The sequence below is a fragment of the Pantoea osteomyelitidis genome (genome assembly GCF_044342975.1).
Classification (GTDB): domain Bacteria; phylum Pseudomonadota; class Gammaproteobacteria; order Enterobacterales; family Enterobacteriaceae; genus Pantoea; species Pantoea osteomyelitidis.
Genome location: NZ_JBGFSN010000002.1, coordinates 1 through 25362, shown reverse-complemented (window position 1 = coordinate 25362; position 25362 = coordinate 1). Strand labels below are relative to the sequence as shown.

Here is a 25362-nt window from a genome sequence, read left to right as displayed (position 1 = left end):
TCCATTGCGCCCTCCGTTATTGCACAAAGCTGGCGTCGTACAGGCTTTTCACGTCAGGCATTTTGCGAATCACACCGGCGCGCAGCAACAGCTTGCCCGCCTCATCGCTGAAGGTTTCAATCTCGCCGCTGAAAAACTTTTTGTTCTCTTCACGCCCCTGCCAGCGCAGATAGCTGGCGGATTCGGCAAACTCTTTGCCGCTCGACTTCACCGCCGCGCCCATGATCTCATTGGATTTATCCGGCTGCTGTTTGATCATCTCCAGCGCATCGAAATAGCTTTCCACTAACGCTTTCGCCGCCTGCGGATTCTCTTTCAGGAAAGTGGGCGTGCAGCCGAGAGTATCCATCACCATCGGGTAGTCGAGAGTGGTGGCGATGATTTTTCCCGCTTTCGGCTGGTTGCGGATCGCAGAGAGATAGGGTTCATAAGTCATGGCGGCATCGTTACGCCCGGCGGTAAACGCCTGGGCGGCAGCCTGCGGCGAAAGCGTCGCCAGCCGGACATCTTTCATTGACATGCCGTTTTTATCGAGGATCCAGGCGAGCGCGAAATAAGGCGAAGTGCCGGGCGCATCTACCCCCACGGTTTTGCCTTTCAGATCTTTCACGCTGGCAATGCCGCTGCGCGCCGCCAGCCCGTCGGCGCCGTAAGATTTGTCCAGCTGGACGATCTGCTTGATCGGTACGCCCGCTGCGTTCCAGGAGATATAGGTTTCAACCGTGGTGGCGGCACACTGCACCGTGCCGGAGGCGATCGCCAGATGGCGGCTGCTCTGCGGGATCATCTTCACATCCACATCCAGCCCGTGCTTTTTAAAAATGCCTGCTTTGTCCGCCAGCGTGAGCGGAGCAAAGCCGGTCCAGCCTGAGATGCCAATCGCGACTTTTGTCTCTTCCGCCTGTGCAGCAAACGCCGAACTTAATGCTGCCGCTACTGTTAACGCACATACCGTCTGCCTGATCTGCTGCTTACCCATCTTCCACTCCTGCTAAAAGGTGATGAAAAACACCGGTTGTATAGTCTTATCTATACAAGTTAAGCAATGGCTGTGCCAGATATCATTGTGAAGGGCGTGACGGCGTGCAAACAAACCGCAAGCCTGGTCTCGCACCAGCACGGGGCGCTGAAAGCGTGCGTTTCGCCAGACTGGTGCGCGCTACGCGCCGCTGCGTCAAACAGGCTATACTCGCGACACTGCCCGGTTACAAGGAATTATCTATGACGGTAAAACTGCGCCCGCTGGAGCGGGAAGATCTGCACTTTGTGCATCAGCTGGATAACAACGCCAGCGTGATGCGCTACTGGTTTGAAGAACCTTATGAAGCCTTCGTTGAACTCTCCGATCTCTATAACAAACATATCCATGACCAGAGCGAGCGGCGCTTCGTGGTGGAGCATAACGGCCAGAAAGCGGGCCTGGTGGAACTGGTGGAGATCAACCATGTGCACCGCCGCGCGGAGTTTCAGATCATTATCGATCCGACGCATCAGGGAAAGGGTCTGGCGAGCCAGGCGGCCAAGCTGGCGATGGATTATGGTTTTTCAGTGCTGAATCTCTATAAGCTCTACCTGATCGTCGATCAGGAAAACGAGAAAGCGATCCATATCTACAGCAAGCTGGGATTTGAAATTGAGGGTGTGCTGAAGCACGAATTTTTTATCAATGGCGAGTACCGTAACACCATTCGCATGTGCATTTTCCAGCATCAGTATCTGGATAAATACCGCACCACCGGCGGCATGGTAAAACCCACCGCGCAATGATATTACGGAATCAACGCTGGCTTATCAGCCGCCGCGCGCGCCTACCGGGTTCAGATGCGGCTGTGGGTGCTCCGGCTCGATGTTGTACATGCCGCCGTTAAAGGGATCGACCAGCAGCCAGCCGGGGAAACCGCCGAGCGGAATATTGCCCAGCAGATACCAGAGGTTGGCACGGGTCTCCAGCGGCAGCGTTAACGGCACGTAGCCGGGGCTTTCCAGCATCACCTGATACTGTTTTTTGCCGAAATAGCGACCGGTGGATTTATCCAGCTCTACCGTCTGCGGCGTATAGCCTTCCGCCACGGCACGTCCGCTCTCATCCTGCACGGTAAAACGCGCGCCCCTGGGAAGAGAGTCGATGCGCACCGACTGGCTTTCCGAGCCGACGATAGTGGCGCAGCCGCTGAGCAACATCATGGCAATCAGGGCCAGAACAGGCTTTTTCATCAGGAAATCCGCTTAAGGGTCAGAACGGATAGTGTAAACTGCCCCCGCCTGCTTTTCACTCGCCGCAATCGGGCTATGATCGCCCCTTTTCAGTGGCTTATTGCGGTTGACAATCACGGGCAAGTGCCGCGATCTCCTGCGGCGTGGTGCGACAGCAGCCGCCAATCAGGCGCGCGCCCGCCTGCTGCCAGGCAACAACCCGATCGTGCAGCGTGCAGCCTGAGGCGGCCGGACGCCAGGTTTTGCTCTGCGCATCGTAGATTTCGCCGGAATTCGGATAGGCCACCAGCGGTTTGCGGGTCAGCCTCTGGAGCTGTTGCAGCGCGGGCGTGACGCTCTCAAGCGCCACGCAGTTCACCCCGAGCGCCACCGCCTGCGCGCTGGCGTTAAGCAGCGCGGCGACTTCCGCCAGCGAGGTTCCGTCGCTGATATGTCGGGCGTCGCGCAGAGTAAAGGAGAACCAGGCGGTAAGGGCAGGAAATTCCGCCAACAGCTTAACCAATGCCTGCGTCTCAGCAAATGATGGCAGAGTTTCACAGGCCAGCAGATCGGCTCCGGCATCGACCAGCGCCTGGATGCGTGGCCGATGAAACGCCATCATCTCCGCTTCCGGCAGCGCGTAATCGCCGCGATACTCTGCACCATCGGCCAGGTATGCGCCGTAAGGACCTACTGAACCGGCTACCAGCAGCGGCTGCGCGCTGCCCTGCCGCGCCAGATAATCATCCCGCGCACGCTGCGCCAGCTGCACGCTCTGACGAATCAGCGCCAGCGATTGCGCCTCATTTACGCCACGCGCGGCAAATCCCTGCGGCGTCGCCTGATAGCTGGCGGTAATAGCACAGTGCGCGCCTGCGGCAAAATAGTCGTAATGCACCTGATAAATCAGCTCCGGCTGTTCCAGCAGGATTTTCGCTGACCAGAGCCTGTCGGCCAGATCGCAGCCGCGCGCTTCCAGCTCCGTCGCCAGAGCGCCATCGAGGATTAGCGTGCCGTAATGAGATAACGCATCGGCAACAGCATTATGCAGCACTCTTTATCTCCGGATAACAGACAGAAGGATTTTGCAGGCGGAGGGCCCCGCAAAACGGGGCGGATAAGGCTAGCCGAACAGGCCCTGTAGATAACGCTCGAGCGCGACGCGCGAGCTGAAGCCGTGCGGGATACCGTAATGCTCTTTCGAATCCCCGGCCAGATAAAGCGGAAACTGCGTGTAGTGATCGCAGGTTTTCATTTCTGAAGCAGGCTCAGCAAAGTTCAGGCTTCTCTCTTTCAGCGTTGGATGGATCACCAACGCGGTACGTCCCAAACGCGCCTCACGGTTGACGTAGACATAATTCTCCCCACGACGGTAGCCGTAGGTTTTAGACGTAATGGCATCCATTTCAAAACCCGCATTTTCCAGTACGCGCGCTACCTCATCCGGTCTTAAATACATGCTCGATCCTCTCAGTCTTCTAAAGCCCCGCAACCTTACAACAGCACGCTGGTCGGTACATTCGGAATTTTCCTCAAAGCCCCGCCCGCACCCGCGTTTCGTTTTTCCTCTACTACACTAAGTATTACGTTTAAAATTAAAAGGAAGCGAAAAATGTTTACCAGAACGCATAAAAACGATGACATTGATATGCAGCACAACGTAAATGAACTGGCTGATTCGCTCGAAGCATTGCTGAAAAACCTGGGTAGCGGAGCGAAGGATGAGACGAAAATGGCGCGCAGCCAGGCGGAAACGCTGCTGAAAAGCACTCGCGCTCGACTGAACGGACACAGCGTTACCAAAGCGGCGCGCGATGCAGGCCATCAGGTCGGCGCTTATGTGCAGGAAAAACCCTGGCAAGTGGTGGGTATTGGCGCTGCCGTCGGGATTGTGCTCGGTGCGCTGCTGATCTCTCGCCGCTAAGCTCCAGGCGACACTATACAGCCTCGCTTTTTGCGGGGCTTTTTTACGCTTTTCTTCCTGCCCCGGCTGTTTTTTCCATCTTTACAAAACTGCTTTTTCCCGTCAGCGCCCATGATAGCTGGCTTCCGCCGCTTGTGACGACTTATCAGATAAAAACCCTATATGTGGTATGCTTGAATTCCCGGAACACTACATCTAGTATTTAGCACATCACCACATCCCATTATGTGGGCAGGGACGAAGCCAGCAGCAAGGGCAAAACGCTTCGTATCGTGCAACCTTATCAGACAACCTAAGGTAAATACGAATCATGCGTATTATTATTTACACCAAAGATAATTGTGTCCAGTGCAACGCCACTAAAAACGCCATGGACCGTAACGGTATTGCTTATCAGCTGATCAATCTCGACGCCCAGCCGGAAGCGGTAGATCGCCTGAAATCATTGGGTTACCGCCAGGTACCAGTGGTGATGGCAGATGACGAGCACTGGAGCGGCTTTCGCCCCGACAAGATTGCCAGCCTGCGTCAGCTCGCCGCTGCCGGAGATTAACCCATGTTTCCACTGGTCTACTTTTCCAGCCAGTCGGAAAACACGCACCGATTTATCACCCGTCTGGGTCTGCCGGCGCGCCGCATTCCGCTGGATAGCAAGCAACGTTTGCAGATCGAAGAACCTTATATTCTGGTGGTTCCGAGTTATGGCGGCGGCGAAAGCCGCGGCGCGGTGCCCAAACAGGTGATCCAGTTTCTCAATGACGAAGCCAACCGACGCGGGATTCGCGGCGTTATCGCTGCGGGTAACCGTAATTTTGGCGAAGGCTTTTGCCTCGCCGGCAAGATCATTGCACAAAAATGTCAGGTTCCTTATCTCTACCGCTTTGAGCTGATGGGAACCGCCGACGATATCGCCAACGTAAAAGCGGGAGTGACCCAATTTTGGCAACGACAGAGACCCTGAGCAGCGCGACGCTCGACTATCACGCCCTGAACGCCATGCTGAACCTGTATGACGCCAGCGGGCGCATCCAGTTTGAAAAGGATCATGAAGCGACGCGCCAGTTTTTTCTGCAACATGTGCAGCCCAACAGCGTGCCTTTTTCCTCGGCGGCGGAGCGTCTGCGCTATCTGGTGGCGGAAGGCTATTACGAAGCGGAGGCGCTGAATCGCTATCCGTTCAGCTTCGTCTGCGAACTGCATGATGAAGCAGATGCCTTTGGCTTTCGCTTTCATACTTTCCTCGGCGCCTGGAAGTTTTACACCAGCTACACGCTGAAAACCTTTGACGGCAAGCGCTATCTGGAAACCTTTGAGCAGCGCGCCTGCATGGTGGCGCTGACGCTGGCTCAGGGCGATAAGGTGTTGGCGCGTGCGCTGTTACAGGAGATGCTCAGCGGACGCTTCCAGCCCGCCACACCTACCTTTCTGAACTGCGGCAAACAGCAGCGCGGCGAGCTGGTCTCCTGCTTCCTGCTGCGCATTGAAGATAATATGGAGTCGATTGGCCGGGCGGTGAACTCGGCGCTGCAGCTCTCCAAACGTGGCGGCGGCGTGGCGTTTCTGCTCTCTAACCTGCGTGAAGCGGGCGCGCCGATTAAGCGCATCGAAAATCAGTCCTCCGGCGTGATCCCGGTGATGAAGATGCTGGAAGATGCTTTCTCTTATGCGAACCAGCTCGGCGCGCGTCAGGGCGCGGGCGCGGTCTGGCTACATGCGCATCATCCCGATATTCTGCGCTTCCTTGATACCAAGCGGGAAAACGCTGACGAGAAGATTCGCATCAAAACCCTGTCGCTCGGCGTGGTGATCCCCGATATCACTTTCCAGCTGGCGAAACAGAATCGCGAGATGGCGCTGTTTTCACCCTATGACGTGGAGCGCATCTACGGTCAGGCGTTTGGCGATATCAGCATCAGTGAAAAATATGAAGAGATGCTGGTTGACGATCGTATCCGGAAAACTTTTATCCAGCCGCGTGACTTCTTCCAGACGCTGGCGGAAATTCAGTTTGAGTCCGGCTATCCCTACATCATGTATGAGGACAGCGTGAACCGCAGCAACCCGATTCAGGGTCGCATCAACATGAGCAATCTCTGTTCGGAGATTTTGCAGGTCAACAGCGCCAGCGAGTATTACGACGACCTCAGCTATCGCCGCGTGGGCAAAGATATTTCCTGCAATCTCGGCTCGCTGAACATCGCCCATGCGATGGATTCGCGCAATCTGGCGCAAACGGTAGAGGTAGCAGTGCGCGCCCTGACCTCGGTGTCCGACATGAGCGAAATCGTTTCGGTGCCTTCAGTAGCGGAAGGCAATCGCCGCTCGCACGCTATTGGTCTCGGCCAGATGAACCTGCATGGCTATCTGGCGCGGGAAGGTATTGTTTACGGATCGCCTGAGGCGCTCGACTTTACCAACCTCTATTTTTACTGCGTCACTTTCCACGCGCTGCGTACTTCTAACCTGATCGCCCAGGAGCGTCAGCAGCGCTTTGCGGGCTTTGAGCAGTCGCAGTACGCCAGCGGCAACTATTTCGCTAAGTATATCGATCGCCCCTGGCAGCCGCGCACCGCGCGCGTGGCGCAGCTGTTTAGCGATGCGGGCATTGCGCTGCCCACCCAGGACGAATGGCGTCAGCTGCGCGAGGCGGTGATGGTGCACGGTCTCTATAACCAGAACCTGCAGGCGATTCCGCCCACCGGCTCAATCTCCTATATCAACCATGCGACTTCCAGCATCCATCCCATCGTGTCGCCGATTGAGATTCGTAAAGAGGGGAAAACCGGTCGCGTCTACTATCCGGCGCCCTTTATGACCAATGAGAATCTCGAATTTTACCAGGATGCCTATCAGATTGGCCCGGAAGCGATTATCGATACCTACGCTGAAGCGACGCAGCATGTGGATCAGGGGCTGTCGCTGACGCTGTTCTTCCGCGATGACGTCACCACGCGCGACATCAACAAGGCGCAGATTTACGCCTGGAAAAAAGGGATCAAAACCCTTTATTACATCCGCCTGCGCCAGATGGCCTTGCAGGGAACCGAAGTGCAGGGCTGCGTCTCCTGCGCCTTATAACCACGAAGCGAAGATTATGATGCAGCTAAAACAGATTCAGGCGATTAACTGGAACCGTATCCAGGATGAAAAAGATCTGGAAGTGTGGAACCGTCTGACCACTAATTTCTGGCTTCCGGAAAAGGTGCCGCTCTCCAACGATCTGCCGGCGTGGCAGACGCTGGACCGCCAGCAGCAGCAGTTAACTATCCGCGTGTTTACCGGCCTGACGCTGCTCGATACCATCCAGAACGTGATTGGCGCGCCGGGCCTGATGAGCGACGCGCAAACCCCGCACGAAGAGGCGGTGCTGTCGAATATCAGTTTTATGGAGGCGGTACATGCGCGCTCCTACAGCTCGATCTTCTCCACGCTCTGCAACAGCAGCGATGTGGACGCGGCTTACCGCTGGAGCGAAGAGAACGCGCCGCTGCAAAACAAAGCCAATATTATCCTGGCGCACTACCGCGAAAACGATCCCCTGAAAAAGAAAATCGCCAGCGTGTTCCTTGAGTCATTCCTGTTCTATTCCGGCTTCTGGCTGCCGATGTACTGGTCGAGTCGTGGCAAGCTGACCAACACTGCCGATCTAATCCGCCTGATTATTCGCGACGAAGCGGTTCATGGCTATTACATCGGCTACAAATATCAGAAAGCACTGGAAAAAGTGGATAATGGCCGTCGCGAGGAGCTACAGCAGTTCGCTTACGATTTACTGATGGCGCTGTATGAAAACGAACTGGCCTATACCGAGGCGCTCTATGGCGATGTGGGCTGGGTGGAAGAGGTCACCGCCTTCCTGCACTACAACGCCAATAAAGCGCTGATGAACCTCGGCTATGAGGCGCTGTTCCCGGCAGAACTGACCACGGTGAATCCGGCGATCCTCGCTGCCCTCTCCCCCAATGCGGATGAAAATCATGATTTCTTCTCCGGTTCCGGCTCTTCCTATGTGATGGGGAAAGCGGTAGAAACCGAAGATGAAGACTGGGATTTTTAATCCTTTTATTTCGGGCCTGAACAGGCCCGTTATTTTATCCTGTTTATTCTGCTGTTCCGCGCCCAACTCCTGATTTCTCACTCTGCTATTTCCGCCATTAATCCGCTAGCGCCTGCGCTTTTTTTGCCGACAAAGCGTGATCTTTTCTGCGTGATTTCTTCGTAAAACGAGCGAAACGGCAGAAATTCCACCCTGGCGCGCAGCAAAATTTATTCCCGCTTATCCCTTGTGAGCACTGGAAATTCCCGTGATTCGGCGCCTACCCTGCCGGGTTAATATCCCTGTCAAGGGTTGTCAGATAATCTCAGTGTGGTACGGTATAGGCCGTTTAATTTCAACCGGAACGACAAATAAATATAAAGAGCCCCACCATTAACCAGGATTTAATTACTGCATGGCGATTAAACTTGAAGTAAAGAATTTATATAAAGTATTTGGAGATAATCCGGACCGCGCATTTAAATATATTGAGCGCGGCGAAAGCAAGGAAGCAATACTGGAGAAAACCGGGCTTTCGCTCGGGGTAAAGGACGCCAGTCTGGCCATTGAAGAAGGCGAGATATTTGTCATCATGGGATTATCCGGCTCAGGAAAATCAACCATGGTTCGCCTTCTCAATCGTCTGATAGAGCCGACACGCGGCCAGGTTATTATTGATGGCGTCGATATTGCCAAAATATCGGAAAGCGAACTGCGTGAAGTGCGGCGAAATAAGATCAGTATGGTATTTCAGTCATTTGCCCTGATGCCGCATATGACGGTATTGAATAATACCGCTTTCGGCATGGAATTAGCGGGCGTGCCGCTACAGGCGCGTCAGGAAAAAGCGCTGGATGCGCTGCGTCAGGTGGGACTGGAAAATTATGCTCACGCTTATCCAGATGAACTTTCGGGCGGTATGCGTCAGCGTGTGGGACTTGCCCGTGCGCTGGCCATTAATCCCGATATTTTACTGATGGACGAAGCTTTTTCCGCCCTCGATCCGCTTATTCGTACCGAAATGCAGGATGAGCTGGTAAAACTCCAGGCGAAACATCAGCGCACCATTGTATTTATTTCCCACGATCTCGATGAAGCGATGCGTATTGGCGATCGAATCGCCATTATGCAGGGCGGCGAAGTGGTACAGATCGGCACACCGGATGAAATTCTGAATAATCCGGCCAACGACTATGTGCGCACCTTTTTCCGCGGCGTGGATATCAGCCACGTTTTCAGCGCGAAAGATATTGCCCGCCGCAGCGCCGGCGCGTTGATCCGTAAGGCTTCCGGCTTCGGTCCGCGCTCCGCTATCAAGCTGTTGCAGGATGAAGATCGCGAGTTCGGCTACGTGCTGGAAAAACAGAAGTTTGTCGGCGTGGTCTCTACCGACTCGCTGAAGGCTGCCCTCGCCGCGGGCGAAGGTCTCGATGGCGCTCTGCTCGAGGCCCCTGCCGCGGTTGCCGCCGATACCTCACTGAACGATCTCCTTTCCCATGTGGCGCAGGCGCCCTGTGCGGTGCCGGTTGTCGGCGAAGAGAATCACTATATCGGCATCATTTCGAAAAGCATGTTGTTACGCGCTTTAGACCGTGAGGGGGCAAGCAATGAGTAAAGACGCAACCAATCCGTGGGATACCGCCTCTGCACCGGCGCAGCCCGCGACGACCCAACCCGCAGCCGATGCCACAGCCAGCAGCAGCGATCCCTGGTCCACCGGCGCGGCTACGCCCGCTGACAGCGGCAGCGCTGACGCATGGGGTTCAACTCCCACTGCCGCCGGTCATGATGCCGCCGCCAGCAGCAGCGACTGGTTAAACAGCGCGCCCGCTCCTGAGCCGCAGCACTTTAACCTGCTGGACCCGTTTCACAAAAAGCTGATCCCGCTCGACCACTGGGTTACTCAGGGTATCGACTGGGTAGTCAGCCATTTCCGTCCGCTTTTTCAGGGCATTCGCGTACCGGTGGATTACATTCTCAGCGCCTTCCAGCAATTACTGCTGGGTATGCCCGCGCCGGTAGCGATTCTGGTGTTCGCGCTAATTGCCTGGCAGCTCTCCAGCCTCGGCATGGGCGTCGCGACGCTGATCTCGCTGGTGCTGATTGGCGCGATCGGCGCCTGGTCGCAGGCGATGGTGACGCTGGCGCTGGTGCTGACCGCCCTGCTGTTCTGCATCATCATCGGGTTGCCGCTGGGCATCTGGCTGGCGCGCAGTGAACGCGCTGCGCGCATTATCCGTCCCCTGCTGGATGCGATGCAGACCACGCCCGCTTTTGTCTATCTGGTGCCGATTGTGATGCTTTTCGGCATCGGTAACGTGCCGGGTGTGGTAGTGACCATCATCTTCGCCCTGCCGCCGATTGTGCGTCTGACTATTCTGGGGATTAAGCAGGTGCCTGCCGATCTGATCGAGGCCAGCGAATCCTTTGGCGCCAGCCCGCGTCAGATGCTGTTTAAAGTGCAGCTGCCGCTGGCGATGCCCACCATCATGGCGGGCGTGAACCAGACGCTGATGCTGGCACTGTCGATGGTGGTGATCGCCTCGATGATCGCAGTCGGCGGTCTCGGCCAGATGGTGCTGCGCGGCATTGGCCGCCTGGATATGGGTCTGGCGACCGTCGGCGGCGTGGGCATTGTGATCCTCGCCATTATACTCGACCGCCTGACGCAGTCAGTGGGCCGGGACAGCCGCAGCCGCGGTAACCGCAACTGGTATCACAGCGGCCCGCTGGGCCTGCTGTTACGCCCCTTCAGCAACAAGTAATTTTTTCGGGCGGCTCCGGGCCGCCCGCTCCCGCCGCAACAGTAAAAATAAGGAATGACTATGCGCAAGACAGCTCTCATTGCCGCCGCCTTTACGACGCTCGCCGTAACGCAAGTTTCCGCCGCGGATCTGCCAGGAAAAGGCATTACGGTAAAACCGGTGCAAAGCACCATCTCCGAAGAGACCTTCCAGACGCTGCTGGTGAGCCGCGCGCTGGAGAAACTGGGCTATACCGTCGATAAGCCGAGCGAAGTTGACTACAACGTGGGCTACACCACCATTGCCGCTGGCGACGGTACTTTTATTGCCACCAACTGGAAGCCGCTGCATGACGATATGTATAACGCAGCTGGCGGCGATGAAAAATTCTATCGCAAAGGTGAATATGTCAGCGGCGCCGCGCAGGGTTACCTGATCGATAAGAAAACCGCCGAAAAATATCACATCACCAATATCGCCCAGCTGAAAGATCCCAAACTGGCGAAACTGTTCGACACCAACAACGACGGCAAAGCCGATCTCACCGGCTGTACCCCTGGCTGGGGCTGCGAAGCAGTGATTAATCATCAGATTCAGGCTTACGGTCTGAGCGACACCGTCGAGCATAATCAGGGCAACTATTCAGCGATGATCGCCGATACCATTGCCCGTTACAAACAGGGCAAGCCGATCCTCTATTATACCTGGACGCCTTATTGGGTGAGCGACGTGCTGAAGCCGGGCAAAGATGTGGTCTGGCTACAGGTGCCCTTCTCTTCCCTGCCGGGCAAGCAGAAAGGTATCGATACCAAACTGGCCAACGGCGCTAACTACGGCTTCCCGGTAAATTCCATGCATATCGTGGCGAACAAAGCCTGGGCAGAGAAAAACCCGGCGGCGGCGAAGCTGTTTTCTGAAATGAAGCTGCCGCTTGCGGATATCAATGCGCAAAACTCATTTATGCATTCCGGTCAGTCTTCTGAAGAAGATATCAACCGCCACGTTGACGGCTGGATCAAAGCGCATCAGGCTCAGTTTGATAAGTGGGTAAACGACGCGCTGGCTGCGGCGAAATAAATCTTTTTTACTAAAAGCAAGAGCGGCCGGGCCGCTCTTTTTTTTGGCCCTCCTGTTTAACCATAACTGTTAACAAACGCTTACTGGTTTGTCCTGTGAAGTAACGCAACAGAGAAATAGTTTTTTAGGTTATTATTACCGGATTATGACTATTCACGCCTGCACTCTCCTATGAACGCTTCCCGTCAGGGTCTGAATCCTGCCCTCGTCGCTTTAATGTCGGTCGCTACCGGCCTGGCCGTCGCCAGCAATTATTATGTGCAGCCTCTGCTGGCTACCATTGCCCATACTTTTCATCTTTCGGTCAATCAGGCTGGCTTTATCGTGACCACCGCTCAGCTCGGCTACGCCTGCGGTTTGCTGCTGCTGGTGCCGCTGGGCGATATGCTGGAGCGGCGCGGGCTGATCGTCTCAATGAGCCTGCTGGCGGCGGGCGGTATGGTGGTCACGGCAACCTCAACCTCGCTGTGGATGATGCTGGCGGGCACCATCGTAACCGGACTTTTTTCCGTAGTGGCGCAGATGCTGGTGCCGCTGGCAGCCACGCTCGCCGCGCCGGAAAGACGCGGCAAAGTTGTCGGTACCGTGATGAGCGGTCTGCTGCTGGGCATTTTGCTGGCGCGTACCGCGGCGGGCGCGCTGGCGCAGCTGGGCGGCTGGCGCACCGTTTATTGGGTCGCCAGCGTATTGATGGTGCTGATGGCGCTGGCGCTGTGGCGCTTTTTGCCGCGCTATAAGCAATCGATACCGCTGAATTATCCGCAGCTGCTTGGCTCGATTTTCCACCTCTATGCAGAAAATCCGGTGCTGCGTATGCGCGCGCTGATCGGCTGCCTGTCGTTTGCCAATTTCAGCATCCTCTGGACTTCAATGGCGTTTCTGCTGGCTGCGGCGCCCTATAACTTTTCAGAAGGTGAGATTGGCCTGCTGGGCCTGGTCGGCGCTGCCGGGGCCCTGGCCGCACGGCAGGCGGGCGCGCTGGCGGACAAGGGCAAAGCGAAACTCACTACCAGCCTTGGCCTGCTGATTATGCTGTTCTCCTGGATCGCCACTGCCGCCGGTGCGCACAGTTTGATTGCGCTGATTGCGGGTATTTTGCTGCTCGATCTGGCAGTTCAGGGTGTTCATATCACCAATCAAAGCGTGATCTATCGTCATATGCCCGAGGCGCGTAACCGTCTTACTGCCGGTTACATGACCAGCTATTTTATAGGCGGAGCCGTGGGTTCGCTGGCGTCGGCCAGCGCTTACCATTTCGCTGGCTGGTATGGCGTTTGCGCCACCGGCGCGGTGATGACGCTGTTGAATCTGCTGGCCTGGTGGCGCGGCTATCGGCGCGAAAGCGTTTAAAAAACGTAAAGAGACGTGTAATCAGGACCATCGGGCTGTTAACGATTGAATGAGTTTGTTATTGTTAGCAGAGCACTTATTCACTATCGTTATTTTTACCTGTGAAATAATCCAGAAAATGAAACGTTTCGCAGGCGGTAAATCATGAGGCGCCCTGCGCAGCCGTACCACGCAGCGAGCGCGGGTTTCACGCCCAGGGTTACGGAAAGACCTGGAACGCTCGATGATGACAATGTGACCGTCCAGACAACCTCCCGTTGGGAAAGCGTCTACGCTCATTACGTCAGCATCGTTATTATACCTGTAGCAACCAGTGAGGTTTTTTTAGATGGAAAGTTCGTTTACTCCCATTGAGCAGATGCTGAACATCCGTGCAAATCGTCATAAAGATTTCCCGTTGCAGGAGATCATGCTGACGCGTCTTTGCATGCATATGCAGGGTAAACTGCTGGATAACCGCAACAAGATGCTCAAGGCGCAGGGAATTAACGAAACCTTGTTTATGGCGCTGATCACCCTGGACGCGCAGGAAAACCAGAGCATTCAGCCTTCTGAACTGAGCGCGGCGCTCGGCTCGTCGCGCACCAATGCCACGCGTATTGCCGATGAGCTGGAGAAGCGCGGCTGGATTGAACGCCGTGAAAGCGATAACGATCGCCGCTGCCTGCATCTGCATCTGACCGAAAAGGGCAACGAATTCCTGCGCCAGCTGCTGCCGCCGCAGCATCAGAGCCTGCAGTATCTCTGGTCGTCGCTCTCCCATGATGAGAAGGCGCAGCTGGAAGGCTTGACGCGCAAGTTACTTAACCGTCTGGATAAAATGGACGAAGATCAACTTATCGCTTCTCTTTCTCGCTAATAGCAAGAACTGCGACACAATCACCCTGCGAAACCGTTATTTTTATCCCCCTTTTTATCAGGCCAGCGTTTACACGCTGGCTTTTTTCGACCCGGGTTCCGTGTCAATGGAGTGATGCAGCCCGACAAAATGGAAAACGTGGAGAAGAACATGAGTGCAACTGCGGAGGCGCAAAGCCCGCAACAGCCAGCCAACAACAAAAAGAAAAAGCGCAAAGTTATTCTGAGCGTGCTGGCGATTCTGTTTGTACTAATCGGTATTGCTTATCTGGCTTACTGGTTTTTGGTGTTGCGTCACTTCCAGGAAACGGATGACGCCTATATTGCCGGTAACCAGGTGCAGGTGATGGCGCAGGTGTCGGGCAGCGTTAATAAAGTGTGGTTTGACGATACCGACTATGTGAAAAAAGGGGATGTGTTGGTTTCGCTGGATAAAACCGATGCCGAACAGGCATTTGAGAAGGCGCAGACGGCGCTGGCCACCAGCGTGCGTCAGACCCATCAGCTGATGATCAACAACAAACAGTACCAGGCGACAATTGATTTACAGAAAACCGCCCTTGAGCAGGCGGAGGCGGATCTCAAGCGCCGCGAGCCGCTCGGCGCGGCGAACCTGATTGGGCGGGAAGAGTTGCAGCACGCGCGCGACGCGGTTGCCACCGCCAAAGCTCAGCTTGACGTGGCGGTGCAGCAATATAATGCCAATCAGGCGATGATCCTCAACACCTCGCTGGAAAACCAGCCTGCGGTCAAGCAGAGCGCGGCGGAGCTGCGTGACGCCTGGCTGGCATTGCAGCGTACCGATATTCGCAGCCCGATGGAGGGTTACGTGTCACGCCGCAGCGTGCAGGTCGGCGCGCAGATCGACACGACTACGCCGCTGATGGCGGTGGTGCCGGCGAAAGATCTCTGGATTGATGCCAACTTCAAAGAGACTCAGCTGGCGGGCGTGCGTATTGGTCAGTCCGCAACCGTGGTCAGCGATATCTATGGCGACGATGTGGTCTATCACGGCAAAGTGGTTGGCCTGGATATGGGCACCGGCAGCGCCTTCTCGCTGCTGCCCGCGCAAAACGCCACCGGTAACTGGATCAAAGTGGTTCAGCGTCTGCCGGTGCGTATCGAGCTGGACCCGCAGGATATCGCGCAGCATCCGCTGCGTATCGGCCTCTCGACGCTGGTGAAGATCGATACCACCAGCAAAGAGGGCAGCGTGCTGGCCACCACCGTGCGTCAACGGGCGGCCTATGAAAGCAATGCGCTGGCGATCGATCTGGCGCCGGTAAACCAGATGATTTCTGATATCGTCCGTGCCAACGCAGGCTGATAAGGCGGGAGGCTGTAATGGCACAAAAACCGCTTGAGGGCACCCAGCTGGTCCTGATGACCATCGCCCTGTCGCTGGCGACGTTCATGCAGGTGCTGGACTCAACAATCGCTAACGTGGCGATCCCGACCATTGCCGGTAACCTCGGCGCCTCGAATTCGCAGGGCACCTGGGTGATCACCTCCTTTGGCGTGGCGAACGCGATCTCCATCCCGATTACCGGCTGGCTGGCGAAGCGCGTCGGCGAAGTAAAGCTGTTTACCTGGGCGACCATTCTGTTTGCCATCGCCTCCTGGGCATGCGGCATGTCGGAAAACCTGACGATGCTGATCTTTTTCCGCATCATTCAGGGCGTGGTGGCCGGTCCGCTGATCCCGCTGTCGCAGAGTTTGCTGCTCAACAACTATCCGCCAGCTAAACGCAGCATTGCGCTGTCGCTCTGGGCGATGACGGTAATTGTCGCCCCGATCTGCGGCCCGATTCTGGGCGGCTGGATCAGCGACAATTACCACTGGGGCTGGATCTTCTTTATTAACGTTCCCATCGGCGCGTTGGTGGTGGCGTTAACGCTGCAAACCCTGCGAGGCCGGGAAACCCAGACAGAATCTCGCCCTATCGACGTGGTCGGGCTGGTGCTATTGGTGGCCGGTATCGGTTGCCTGCAGGTGATGCTGGATCGCGGGAAAGAGCTGGACTGGTTCAGCTCCACGGAGATTATCGTCCTGACGGTGATAGCCGTGGTGTCGCTGGTGGTATTGCTGGTGTGGGAGCTGACCGATGACCATCCGATCGTGGATCTGTCGCTGTTCAAATCGCGCAACTTCACCATCGGCTGCCTGTCGATAAGCCTGGCCTACATGCTCTACTTTGGCTCCATTGTACTGTTGCCGCAGCTGTTGCAGGAGGTGTATGGCTATACCGCCACCTGGGCCGGGCTGGCTTCGGCGCCGGTGGGCATCATTCCGGTGATCCTGTCGCCCATCATCGGTCGCTTTGCCCATAAGATCGATATGCGCCGTCTGGTAACGTTCAGCTTTATTATGTACGCCGTCTGCTTTTACTGGCGCGCTTACACCTTTGAACCGGGCATGGATTTTGGCGCTTCCGCCTGGCCACAGTTTATCCAGGGGTTCGCCATCGCCTGCTTCTTTATGCCACTCACCACCATTACGCTGTCCGGCCTGCCACCGCAGCGTCTGGCGGCGGCGTCAAGCCTGTCGAACTTTGTGCGTACGCTGGCAGGCTCGATTGGCACCTCGATCACTACCACACTCTGGACCAATCGGGAGTCGATGCACCATAGCTATCTCAGCGAATCGGTGACGCCGTTTAACCCTGATGCGCAGCAGATGTATAAGCAGCTGGAAGATATAGGAATGACGCACCAGCAGGCGTCGGCGTATATCGCGCAGCAGATTACCAATCAGGGGCTGATTATTTCCGCCAATGAGATTTTCTGGCTTTCTGCCGGGATATTTATTGTATTGCTGGTGATGATCTGGTTTGCCCGTCCACCTTTTGGTTCCGGCAGCGGCGGCGGCGGCGCGCACTGAGTGGCAATCCCAACGTAAGGGTAACTCAGGCGCTTTATCAATAAAAACGGGCCCACAGGCCCGTTTTTTTATGCGTTCTGACGCCACCATTCGGCAAGCAAAATGCCGGTCGCGACGGAAACGTTCAGGCTTTCGACATTGCCGGTACCGCCAATCGACAGGCTCATGTCGCCCTGCTGGAAGGTGGTGTCGGTCAGCCCTTCACTCTCCTGCCCCAGCACCAGCACCATTTTTTCCGGCAGTACCGCTTCAGCCAGCGGCGTGCCTTTGTGGCTGGAGGTGGTGACGATGGTGTAACCTGCTTTGCGGAACTCCGCCAGCCCCTCAGCAAAGCTGCTGCCGCTGATGGCATGAACGTGCTCGGCGCCGCCTTCTGCGGTACGCACTGCCGCGCCAGACTCCAGCAACGAAGCATCGTCAACCAGCAGCCCTTTCGCACCAAAGTGTGCGCAGCTGCGCATGATGCCGCCGAGATTGTGCGGGTTGCTGACATCTTCCAGCGCCAGCACGCAATCTTTGCTTCCGGCCTGCGCCAGCCACTCGCTGACCGCCATGCCCATGCGCTTTTTGATCAGGAAGCAGACGCCGCCATGGTGCTCGGTCCCGGACGCTTTCGCCAGCTCTGCGTCATCCACTACATGATAAGCTTTGCGGTTGGCCGCCAGCCAGCGCAGCGCATCACGGAAACGCGGCGTCACGCTCTGCACAAACCAGGCGCGAACAATTGCTTCCGGACGACTCTGGAACAGCGCCTGGCAGGCGTTTTCGCCATAGACGCGCGTCTCTTCCATACGCTGACGGCGAATCTGCGCCGGATCGATGACGCTTTTGCCGCTGATGCCGCCATGATCGGGCTTGTTTTCATCATCCGGCGCGCGCGAAACGGTGCGCCAGGGAGACTCGCTGGCGCCACGCGGGGGTTTGCGCGCGCTGTCGTCATTGCGGCGGCCACCAGAACGACGATTATCTTCCTGGCGCGCAGCTGGACGGCCTCCTTTCCCGGTACGAGGATTTTGTCCGCGCGAACGGTTTTCTTCCTCGCCACGTACATACATCACTTTTACCTTGCCGCTTTTGCCTTTAAATTCGTCGTTCATCTGTTCCTCCTGCATTGAGAGCGCGCAGATTACCTTATGTCCTGGCGCTAAGCTATCAACTATTGTACCTATCGGGTAATCCACATTGAGCCTGCCTGATCACCCTTTCATAATGGTCAACATTACTCTGTGTGACACAGTCTTATTTTAGAGGTGTATATGAATACGGTATGTGCCTCCTGTCAGGCAACCAACCGCGTTCCCGAAGCGCGCGTTGCCGACGGAGCGAAATGTGGCCGCTGCGGCAGCGAGCTGTTTGATGGCGAAGTAACCAGCGCTACCGCCCAGACACTGGATAAATACCTGCAGGACGATCTGCCGGTGGTGGTCGATTTCTGGGCGCCCTGGTGTGGCCCGTGCGTTAACTTCGCGCCGGTGTTTAAAGAGGTGGCGCAGGAACGTAAGGGCCAGATCCGTTTTATCAAGGTGAATACCGAAGCGGAACCTGCTCTGAGCGCCCGCTTCCGCATCCGCAGTATTCCCACCATTATGCTGTTTAAGAAAGGCGAACTGGCTGATATGCTGAACGGCGCGATGCCGAAAGCGCCATTTACCGAATGGCTGGATGAATCGCTCTGATGTTTGACGGCCAGCTCGCTGCTGGCCGTATTACCTTTCCCGCCCGATTCGATTACACTGGCGTTTTTTCGCGTACCGAGTGCTATGTCTGATAACGCCGTCCTGCGCCTGCGCGCGCAACGTCTCGCCCGTGCCACCCGTCCGTTTCTCGCCCGCGGCAATCGCGTCCTTCGCTGCCAGGGTTGTCTACTGCCGCAAAAGCTCTGTTTCTGTCCTACGATTCAGCCCCAGCTGGCGCGCAGTCGCTTTTGCCTGGTCATGTTTGATACCGAACCGATGAAGCCGAGCAACACCGGTCGTCTGATCGCCGATATCCTGCCGGATACGCTGGCGTTTGGCTGGTCGCGCACCGAGCCGGATCCCGCGCTGCTGCAAACGGTTCTGAACGCGGATTATCAGCCGGTGGTGGTGTTTCCTGCCGCCTACGCCGATGCCGATCGCCCGGTGCTGAACAGCCCGCCCACAACAGGCAAGCCGCCTCTGTTTATCATGCTGGACGGCACCTGGACCGAAGCGCGCAAAATGTTTCGTAAAAGCCCGTGGCTGGACGCGCTGCCGGTGATGTCGGTCAACGTCACCACGCCCTCGCGCTACACGCTGCGTGAAGCACACGGCGAAGGCCAGCACTGTACTGCCGAGGTCGCCGCTGCGCTGCTGGCGCAGGCTGGCGACACTGCCGCCTCGGAAGCGCTTTTCGCGCACTTTTTACTGTTCCGTCAGCGTTATCTGGCGGGCAAGCCCCATCATCCTGCGCATCTCACGGAAACAAGCGGCGAAAACAGGTAAACTCATCCTGATTTTATTGTGAGGGAGCGGGAAATGAGCCAACGCGGACTGGAAGCGCTGTTACGACCTAAATCCATTGCGGTGATTGGCGCCTCGGTAAAAACCGGGCGCGCCGGTTATTTGATGATGCGTAACCTGCTGGCTGGCGGCTTTAGCGGTCCCGTGCTGCCCGTCACGCCGAAATATAAAGCGGTAAGCGGCGTGCTCGCCTGGCCCACCGTCGCCAGTCTGCCCTTTGCTCCCGATCTGGCGGTGATCTGTACCCATGCGCGGCGTAACATCGAACTGTTGCAGCAGCTCGGGGAAAAAGGCTGTAAGGCCTGCATCATACTTTCCGCGCCCGCCAGCCAGCTTGAAGAGCTGAAAGCCTGCGCCAGCCGCTGGCAGATCCGTCTGCTGGGGCCTAACAGCCTTGGTTTGCTCGCGCCCTGGCAAGGGTTGAATGCCAGCTTCTCGCCGGTGCCGATTGAGAAAGGCCGACTAGCCTTTATCTCCCAGTCGGCGGCGGTATCGAATACCATTCTCGACTGGGCGCAGCAGCGCAATTTAGGGTTTTCATGGTTTATCTCGCTGGGCGACAGCCTGGATATCGATGTTGACGATCTGCTCGATTTCCTTGCCCGCGACGGCAAAACCAGCGCTATCCTGCTTTATCTTGAACAACTCAGCGACGCCCGGCGCTTTGTCTCCGCCTCGCGCAGCGCCTCGCGCAATAAGCCGATTCTGGTGATCAAGAGCGGACGCAGCAGTCAGGCGCAGGCGCTACTGGGTACTCATAACGGGCTGGATGCCGCCTGGGATGCGGCAATTCAGCGCGCCGGTCTGCTGCGCGTGCAGGACACCCATGAACTCTTTTCCGCCGTGGAATCCCTCAGCCATATGCGTCCGCTGCGCGGCGAACGGCTGATGATCGTCAGCAACGGCGCTGCGCCTGCCGCACTGGCGCTGGATGCGCTCTACGCCCGCAACGGGAAGCTGGCGACGCTCGGCGCGGAAACGCTCTCCGCGCTGGAAAGCCTGTTGCCAGCGGGCGTGGGCGGCGGCAATCCTATCGATCTAAAAGATGATGCCACGCCAGAGCGTTACGTGGCCTGCGTAGAGACGCTGCTTCACAGTCATGATCTCGATGCATTGATGATTATTCATGCACCCAGCGCCGTGGCGCCCGCCACCGAAACGGCGGAACAGCTTATCAGCGCCATCGCCCGCCATCCGCGCGCGAAGCAGGTTACGCTACTCACCAACTGGTGCGGCGAATTCTCCTCGCTAGCGGCGCGTCGGGCTTTTACTCAGGCGGGCATTCCTACCTGGCGCACGCCGGAAGGCACCGTTACGGCATTTATGCATCAGGTAGAGTATCGTCGTAACCAGAAGCAGCTCCGCGAAACTCCGGCGTTGCCCGCGAGCCTGACGCAGGACAGCGCGCAGGCGCACCAGCTGCTGCAACAGGCGCTGGCGGATGGCGTCCGCACGCTGGATACGCATGAGGTACAGCCAGTATTGCAGGCTTATGGTCTGGCAACGCTGCCAACCTGGATCGCTAACGACAGCGCGGAAGCGGTACATATCGCCGGACAAATTGGCTATCCGGTGGCGCTGAAGCTGCGCTCGCCGGACGTCGCGCATAAGTCGGATGTGCAGGGCGTGATGCTTTATCTGCGTACGCCAGCGGAGGTTCAGCAGGCCGCCGACGCCATTATCGATCGCGTCAGGCTGGCGCTGCCGCAGGCGCGTATTCAGGGTTTGCTGGTGCAGAGCATGGCGAACCGTGCCGGGGCGCAGGAACTGCGCGTGATAGTAGAACAGGATCCGCTGTTCGGCCCGGTAATTCTGCTGGGTGAAGGCGGCATAGAGTGGCAGGCCGATCAGCAGGCCGCCGTCGCGCTGCCGCCGCTGAATATGACGCTGGCGCGCTATCTGGTGATTCAGGCGATCAAGAGCGGCAAAATCCGCAGCCGCAGCGCGCTTTTCCCGCTTGATGTCGCCGCGCTCAGCCAGCTGCTGGTGCAGGTCTCTAACCTGATCGTTGACTGTCCCGAAATCCAGCGCCTCGATATTCATCCACTGCTGGCAACAGGCAACGAATTTACCCTGCTGGACGTCACCATGAGTCTTGCGCCTTTTGACGGCGATAACGAAGCGCGTCTGGCGATACGTCCTTATCCGCAGCGTCTTGAAGAGCAGGTAGAGCTGAAGGATGGGCAGCGCTGTCTGTTCCGCCCGATTCTACCGGAAGATGAGCCTCTGCTGCGTGCGTTTATTGCCTGTGTTACCAAAGAGGATCTTTACTATCGCTATTTCAGCGAAATCAGTGAGTTTACCCATGAGGATCTGGCGAATATGACGCAGATCGATTATGACCGGGAAATGGCGATCGTCGCGGTGCGCGATCTGGCGGGCGAGCCGGAGATCATTGGCGTGACGCGCGCTATCTCCGATGCTGATAACGTCGATGCGGAGTTTTCGGTACTGGTGCGCTCGGATCTCAAAGGCCTCGGCCTGGGGCGACGGTTGCTGGAAAAGATGATCCGCTATACGCGCGATCACGGTCTGCAACAATTAAACGGTATCACCATGCCAAATAATCGCGGCATGATAACCCTGGCGCGCAAGCTAAATTTTAACGTTGATATTCAAATGGATGAAGGAATCGTCAGCCTGAACTTACCTCTTCGTAACGACATCAGCTAACCTTGTAGAGAAAGGTAAAAAACGCCATGATTTGGCCGGTTGATGTTACTATTTAACGTTAGGACCATGATTTGATGGCAAAAGGCCATGCAATGAACAGAGAAGAAGCGCACTGTGATGTTGTCTAAATTTAAGCGCAATAAACACCAACAACACCTCGCGCAGCTGCCTAAACTGTCACAATCTGTGGCGGATATATCGACGCTTTATTCACCGGCTGAATTTCATCAGACCCTGCTGGAAAAGATTGCCGCAGCGGAAAAACGGATCTGCGTCGTGGCGCTCTATCTTGAGAACGATGAGGGTGGGCGCAGCATCATGAATGCGCTTTACGCGGCAAAGCAGGCGCGCCCTGAGCTGGACGTCAGCATTTTGGTGGATTGGCATCGCGCGCAGCGCGGGCGAATTGGCGCGGCCCGAGGCGTAACTAACGCCGACTGGTATTGTGAAATGGCGACCCAATATGCGGATATCGCTATCCCGGTTTATGGCATTCCGGTAAATACCCGCGAAGCGCTGGGCGTATTGCATCTGAAAGGATTTATCCTTGACGACACGCTGCTTTACAGCGGCGCCAGCCTCAATGATGTTTATCTGCATCAGCAAGATAAATATCGCTACGACCGTTATCATCTGATTCGTAACGCCAGGTTGACCGATACCATGTATGAGTGGATCAGCGCTAACCTGAAACAGGCCGAAGCGGTTAACCGTCTCGATCGCGCCGAGCGCCCTTCCAGCCCTGAGATCAAAAATGAGACGCGCCAGTTCCGTCAGGACCTGCGTGGTTTTAACTACCAGTTCGCTGGCGATGGTCACAATGAAGAACTGACAGTGACGCCGCTGGTGGGTTTGGGCAAGCGTAGCCTGCTGAATAAGACTATCTTCCACCTGATGCCCTGTGCCGAACGCAAGCTGACGCTCTGCACGCCTTACTTTAACCTGCCCGCCATTCTGGTGCGTAATATCATTCACCTGCTGCGCCAGGGGAAAGAGGTAGAGATTATCGTGGGCGATAAAACAGCCAACGACTTCTACATTCCACCCGATCAGCCTTTTAAAATTATCGGCGCCCTGCCCTACCTGTATGAGATTAACCTGCGTCGCTTTCTGAGCCGTCTGCAGTATTACGTCAATAACGGTCAGCTCGTGGTGCGCCTGTGGAAAGATGGCGATAACAGCTATCACCTGAAAGGGCTGTGGGTGGATGAGGAGTGGATGATGATTACCGGCAATAACCTTAATCCACGCGCATGGCGTCTCGATCTGGAAAATGCGGTGCTGATCCACGATCCGTTGCAGCAACTCGCTGAGCAGCGTGAAAAAGAGCTGGCTTTGATTCGTACCCATACCACGGTTGTGAAGCATTTTCGCGATTTGGAAAGTATCGCTGATTATCCCGCGAAGGTGCGTAAGCTGATTCGTCGGTTACGTCGCATTCGCATCGACAGGCTTATCAGCCGTATCCTTTAAAGAAAGCCCCGTAAGGGGCTTTTTACTTTTCGGGTTGTTTAAAGCTGTATGCCCTTGCCTTTCTTATGCAACATCAGCGAAACCAGAAACGCCACTGCGCCCATTGCTGAGACATACCAAAAGAAGCTGCTCTCCATTCCCAGCTTCTTCATTAACAGCGCGACATATTCTGCCGAGCCGCCAAAAATCGCATTCGCGACTGCATAAGAGAGTCCGACGCCCAGCGCCCGTACTTCCGGCGGGAACATTTCCGCTTTAAGGATGCCGCTGATTGCGGTATAGAAGCTGGTGATCAGCAACGCCAGCATAATCAGGAAAAAGGTGAGCCAGCCGCTTTCGGTATTTTGCAGCAGTGTCAGAATCGGCACCGTACAAAGCGCCGCGCCAGCGCCAAAAATTAACATCGATCCACGACGGCCAATTTTATCGGAAAGCGCCCCGATCAGCGGTTGAATCAGCATAAAGACAAACAAAGCTGCGGTCATCAGACCGCTTGCCGTCTTCGCATCCATTCCGGCGCTGTTCACCAAATATTTTTGCATATAGGTGGTAAAAGTGTAGAAGCTGAGCGAGCCGCCCGCGGTAAAGCCCAGCACCATCAGGAATGCACGGGAATGGTTGCGTAACAGACTGGAGATATTTCCCGCGTCCCGATGTTCGCGACTGCGTTTATCTGAGGTTTCATTCAGCGAGCGACGCAGCCAAAGCGCGACAATGGCCAATACTGCGCCGAGGAAGAAGGGTATACGCCAGCCCCAGCTACGGAGCGCTTCATCGCTAAGGACCTGTTGCAGAATAACTACCGTCAATACCGCCAGCAGTTGTCCGCCGATTAAGGTGACGTACTGGAAGGAGGCGTAAAAACCTTTGCGCCCCTCCAGCGCGACTTCGCTCATATAGGTTGCGCTGGTGCCATATTCTCCACCGACCGATAATCCCTGAAACATGCGTGCCAGTAGTAGCAGGATCGGTGCAGCGATGCCGATAGTGGCGTAACCGGGTAAGCAGGCAATCACCAGCGAGCCGAAACACATCATGCATACTGAGATAAGCATGGAGTTTTTCCGTCCATGCTTATCTGCAATATAGCCAAACAGCCAGCCGCCACAGGGACGCATCAGAAATCCGGCAGCAAATATGCCGGCGGTTTGTAACAGTTGGGTGGTGTTGTCGCCGCTGGGAAAAAAAACGTGTGCGAAGTAGAGGGAAAAGAAAGAGTAGACATAAAAATCGAACCATTCGACCAGGTTCCCGGACGAAGCGCCGACTATAGCCCAAATGCGTTTTTTACTTACTGCTGGCGTCTCTGGGGCGGGCTTATTTGCTGAATTGAGTGCATCTGACATATACCTGACCTCTTTTATCCATGCTGATAAGCAGCGTTAAAGAGTTGAGTAAAGCAGCTACAGGTGTGATGCGGGAAGCATGTTGAATTATCAGGCAGGTAAAATGTGAAGCGGACCGGCTTTTTGAAACAAAGAAAACAAATTGCTTTGCCTGTTTAACGCCTCGCTCAGGCATGATGAGCGATCCTCAGATACGAAAAAGCCCCGTACGTCAGTACGGGGCTTCGTCGCAATTTGATGCCTGGCAGTTCCCTACTCTCGCATGGGGAGACCCCACACTACCATCGGCGCTACGGCGTTTCACTTCTGAGTTCGGCATGGGGTCAGG

The 25362-nt window shown here is 56.2% G+C and carries 23 protein-coding genes and 1 rRNA gene; 17 read left to right on the top strand and 7 right to left on the bottom strand.

The window, feature by feature from the left end; all coding sequences use genetic code 11:
• Window positions 1-16 precede the first annotated feature (16 nt).
• Entirely contained in the window at window positions 17-979 is a 963-nt protein-coding gene (locus ABU178_RS01225) for an ABC transporter substrate-binding protein (RefSeq protein ID WP_397211188.1), read from the bottom strand.
• Window positions 980-1221: 242 nt separating this feature from the next.
• Here ABU178_RS01225 and speG point away from each other — a divergent pair, with 242 nt between their 5' ends.
• Window positions 1222-1767 (top strand): spermidine N1-acetyltransferase, encoded by a 546-nt coding sequence (gene speG / locus ABU178_RS01220; RefSeq protein ID WP_397211186.1) that lies wholly within the window; start codon window positions 1222-1224, stop codon window positions 1765-1767.
• A gap of 24 nt (window positions 1768-1791) precedes the next feature.
• Here speG and ABU178_RS01215 read toward each other — a convergent pair whose 3' ends face one another.
• The 3 genes from ABU178_RS01215 to ABU178_RS01205 all read right to left on the bottom strand — a co-directional run bounded on the left by ABU178_RS01215 (window position 1792) and on the right by ABU178_RS01205 (window position 3652).
• Window positions 1792-2214, bottom strand: a complete 423-nt coding sequence (locus ABU178_RS01215; protein WP_397211184.1) for a hypothetical protein — start codon at window positions 2212-2214, stop codon at window positions 1792-1794.
• 97 nt (window positions 2215-2311) lie between these two features.
• On the bottom strand, window positions 2312-3247 hold the full coding sequence (mmuM, locus tag ABU178_RS01210; protein ID WP_397211182.1) for a homocysteine S-methyltransferase: 936 nt from the start codon (window positions 3245-3247) through the stop codon (window positions 2312-2314).
• A gap of 69 nt (window positions 3248-3316) precedes the next feature.
• Window positions 3317-3652, bottom strand: a complete 336-nt coding sequence (locus ABU178_RS01205; RefSeq protein WP_397211180.1) for a DUF2002 family protein — start codon at window positions 3650-3652, stop codon at window positions 3317-3319.
• Window positions 3653-3805: 153 nt separating this feature from the next.
• Here ABU178_RS01205 and ABU178_RS01200 point away from each other — a divergent pair, with 153 nt between their 5' ends.
• From ABU178_RS01200 to emrB, 12 genes are all read left to right on the top strand, one after another.
• Window positions 3806-4117, top strand: a complete 312-nt coding sequence (locus tag ABU178_RS01200; RefSeq protein WP_397211178.1) for a DUF883 family protein — start codon at window positions 3806-3808, stop codon at window positions 4115-4117.
• 310 nt (window positions 4118-4427) lie between these two features.
• Window positions 4428-4670 carry a redoxin NrdH gene (locus tag ABU178_RS01195; protein WP_397211176.1) on the top strand — a complete coding sequence of 81 codons (243 nt, stop codon included), beginning with the start codon at window positions 4428-4430 and terminating at the stop codon, window positions 4668-4670.
• A 3-nt stretch (window positions 4671-4673) separates the two neighbouring features.
• Window positions 4674-5078: a class Ib ribonucleoside-diphosphate reductase assembly flavoprotein NrdI gene (gene nrdI / locus ABU178_RS01190; RefSeq protein ID WP_397211175.1), complete on the top strand. Its 405-nt coding sequence runs from the start codon at window positions 4674-4676 to the stop codon at window positions 5076-5078.
• Window positions 5057-7195: a class 1b ribonucleoside-diphosphate reductase subunit alpha gene (nrdE, locus tag ABU178_RS01185; RefSeq protein ID WP_397211173.1), complete on the top strand. Its 2139-nt coding sequence runs from the start codon at window positions 5057-5059 to the stop codon at window positions 7193-7195. Before nrdI ends, nrdE begins: the two co-directional genes overlap by 22 nt.
• A 16-nt stretch (window positions 7196-7211) precedes the next feature.
• Window positions 7212-8174, top strand: coding sequence for a class 1b ribonucleoside-diphosphate reductase subunit beta (gene nrdF / locus ABU178_RS01180; RefSeq protein WP_397211171.1), 963 nt, complete (start codon window positions 7212-7214; stop codon window positions 8172-8174).
• A 394-nt stretch (window positions 8175-8568) separates the two neighbouring features.
• The gene (proV, locus tag ABU178_RS01175; protein WP_397211169.1) at window positions 8569-9768 is read left to right on the top strand and encodes a glycine betaine/L-proline ABC transporter ATP-binding protein ProV; all 1200 of its coding nucleotides are present in this window, start codon (window positions 8569-8571) and stop codon (window positions 9766-9768) included.
• Entirely contained in the window at window positions 9761-10918 is a 1158-nt protein-coding gene (proW, locus tag ABU178_RS01170) for a glycine betaine/L-proline ABC transporter permease ProW (RefSeq protein WP_397211167.1), read from the top strand. Before proV ends, proW begins: the two co-directional genes overlap by 8 nt.
• Window positions 10919-10978: 60 nt before the next feature.
• Window positions 10979-11974 carry a glycine betaine/L-proline ABC transporter substrate-binding protein ProX gene (gene proX, locus ABU178_RS01165; protein ID WP_397211166.1) on the top strand — a complete coding sequence of 332 codons (996 nt, stop codon included), beginning with the start codon at window positions 10979-10981 and terminating at the stop codon, window positions 11972-11974.
• A gap of 171 nt (window positions 11975-12145) precedes the next feature.
• The gene (locus ABU178_RS01160) at window positions 12146-13324 is read left to right on the top strand and encodes an MFS transporter (protein WP_397211164.1); all 1179 of its coding nucleotides are present in this window, start codon (window positions 12146-12148) and stop codon (window positions 13322-13324) included.
• Between the two features lie 328 nt (window positions 13325-13652).
• Window positions 13653-14183: a transcriptional repressor MprA gene (gene mprA / locus ABU178_RS01155; protein ID WP_397211162.1), complete on the top strand. Its 531-nt coding sequence runs from the start codon at window positions 13653-13655 to the stop codon at window positions 14181-14183.
• 150 nt (window positions 14184-14333) lie between these two features.
• On the top strand, window positions 14334-15509 hold the full coding sequence (gene emrA, locus ABU178_RS01150) for a multidrug efflux MFS transporter periplasmic adaptor subunit EmrA (RefSeq protein WP_397211160.1): 1176 nt from the start codon (window positions 14334-14336) through the stop codon (window positions 15507-15509).
• A 17-nt stretch (window positions 15510-15526) separates the two neighbouring features.
• A complete protein-coding gene (emrB, locus tag ABU178_RS01145; protein ID WP_397211158.1) occupies window positions 15527-17062 on the top strand; it encodes a multidrug efflux MFS transporter permease subunit EmrB in 1536 nt (511 codons plus the stop codon).
• Window positions 17063-17130: 68 nt separating this feature from the next.
• Here emrB and ABU178_RS01140 read toward each other — a convergent pair whose 3' ends face one another.
• A complete protein-coding gene (locus ABU178_RS01140) occupies window positions 17131-18159 on the bottom strand; it encodes a tRNA/rRNA methyltransferase (protein WP_397211156.1) in 1029 nt (342 codons plus the stop codon).
• 159 nt (window positions 18160-18318) lie between these two features.
• Here ABU178_RS01140 and trxC point away from each other — a divergent pair, with 159 nt between their 5' ends.
• From trxC to pssA, 4 genes are all read left to right on the top strand, one after another.
• Complete coding sequence (gene trxC / locus ABU178_RS01135) at window positions 18319-18738, top strand: thioredoxin TrxC (RefSeq protein WP_397211154.1); 420 nt, start codon at window positions 18319-18321, stop codon at window positions 18736-18738.
• A gap of 84 nt (window positions 18739-18822) precedes the next feature.
• Entirely contained in the window at window positions 18823-19524 is a 702-nt protein-coding gene (locus ABU178_RS01130; protein WP_397211152.1) for a tRNA-uridine aminocarboxypropyltransferase, read from the top strand.
• Between the two features lie 33 nt (window positions 19525-19557).
• Window positions 19558-22215: a bifunctional acetate--CoA ligase family protein/GNAT family N-acetyltransferase gene (locus ABU178_RS01125; protein WP_397211151.1), complete on the top strand. Its 2658-nt coding sequence runs from the start codon at window positions 19558-19560 to the stop codon at window positions 22213-22215.
• A 117-nt stretch (window positions 22216-22332) separates the two neighbouring features.
• Entirely contained in the window at window positions 22333-23688 is a 1356-nt protein-coding gene (pssA, locus tag ABU178_RS01120; RefSeq protein ID WP_397211560.1) for a CDP-diacylglycerol--serine O-phosphatidyltransferase, read from the top strand.
• A gap of 38 nt (window positions 23689-23726) precedes the next feature.
• On the opposite strand, the gene ABU178_RS01115 is transcribed toward pssA, so the two are convergent.
• Window positions 23727-25034, bottom strand: a complete 1308-nt coding sequence (locus tag ABU178_RS01115) for an MFS family transporter (RefSeq protein ID WP_397211149.1) — start codon at window positions 25032-25034, stop codon at window positions 23727-23729.
• 239 nt (window positions 25035-25273) lie between these two features.
• Window positions 25274-25362 (bottom strand): 5S ribosomal RNA (gene rrf / locus ABU178_RS01110); the annotation flags it as partial.

Bases quoted from the DNA above. Each gene is read 5' to 3' on its own strand.
- proW (WP_397211167.1), top strand. From the start codon at position 9,761: ATGAGTAAAGACGCAACCAATCCGTGGGATACCGCCTCTGCACCGGCG.
- nrdF (WP_397211171.1), top strand. From the start codon at position 7,212: ATGATGCAGCTAAAACAGATTCAGGCGATTAACTGGAACCGTATCCAG.
- ABU178_RS01125 (WP_397211151.1), top strand. From the start codon at position 19,558: ATGAGCCAACGCGGACTGGAAGCGCTGTTACGACCTAAATCCATTGCG.
- nrdI (WP_397211175.1), top strand. From the start codon at position 4,674: ATGTTTCCACTGGTCTACTTTTCCAGCCAGTCGGAAAACACGCACCGA.
- mprA (WP_397211162.1), top strand. From the start codon at position 13,653: ATGGAAAGTTCGTTTACTCCCATTGAGCAGATGCTGAACATCCGTGCA.
- proV (WP_397211169.1), top strand. From the start codon at position 8,569: ATGGCGATTAAACTTGAAGTAAAGAATTTATATAAAGTATTTGGAGAT.
- ABU178_RS01225 (WP_397211188.1), bottom strand. From the start codon at position 979: ATGGGTAAGCAGCAGATCAGGCAGACGGTATGTGCGTTAACAGTAGCG.
- ABU178_RS01115 (WP_397211149.1), bottom strand. From the start codon at position 25,034: ATGTCAGATGCACTCAATTCAGCAAATAAGCCCGCCCCAGAGACGCCA.
- ABU178_RS01200 (WP_397211178.1), top strand. From the start codon at position 3,806: ATGTTTACCAGAACGCATAAAAACGATGACATTGATATGCAGCACAAC.
- speG (WP_397211186.1), top strand. From the start codon at position 1,222: ATGACGGTAAAACTGCGCCCGCTGGAGCGGGAAGATCTGCACTTTGTG.
- ABU178_RS01205 (WP_397211180.1), bottom strand. From the start codon at position 3,652: ATGTATTTAAGACCGGATGAGGTAGCGCGCGTACTGGAAAATGCGGGT.
- ABU178_RS01215 (WP_397211184.1), bottom strand. From the start codon at position 2,214: ATGAAAAAGCCTGTTCTGGCCCTGATTGCCATGATGTTGCTCAGCGGC.
- trxC (WP_397211154.1), top strand. From the start codon at position 18,319: ATGAATACGGTATGTGCCTCCTGTCAGGCAACCAACCGCGTTCCCGAA.
- ABU178_RS01195 (WP_397211176.1), top strand. From the start codon at position 4,428: ATGCGTATTATTATTTACACCAAAGATAATTGTGTCCAGTGCAACGCC.
- ABU178_RS01140 (WP_397211156.1), bottom strand. From the start codon at position 18,159: ATGAACGACGAATTTAAAGGCAAAAGCGGCAAGGTAAAAGTGATGTAT.
- emrA (WP_397211160.1), top strand. From the start codon at position 14,334: ATGAGTGCAACTGCGGAGGCGCAAAGCCCGCAACAGCCAGCCAACAAC.
- ABU178_RS01130 (WP_397211152.1), top strand. From the start codon at position 18,823: ATGTCTGATAACGCCGTCCTGCGCCTGCGCGCGCAACGTCTCGCCCGT.
- emrB (WP_397211158.1), top strand. From the start codon at position 15,527: ATGGCACAAAAACCGCTTGAGGGCACCCAGCTGGTCCTGATGACCATC.
- proX (WP_397211166.1), top strand. From the start codon at position 10,979: ATGCGCAAGACAGCTCTCATTGCCGCCGCCTTTACGACGCTCGCCGTA.
- pssA (WP_397211560.1), top strand. From the start codon at position 22,333: ATGTTGTCTAAATTTAAGCGCAATAAACACCAACAACACCTCGCGCAG.
- ABU178_RS01160 (WP_397211164.1), top strand. From the start codon at position 12,146: ATGAACGCTTCCCGTCAGGGTCTGAATCCTGCCCTCGTCGCTTTAATG.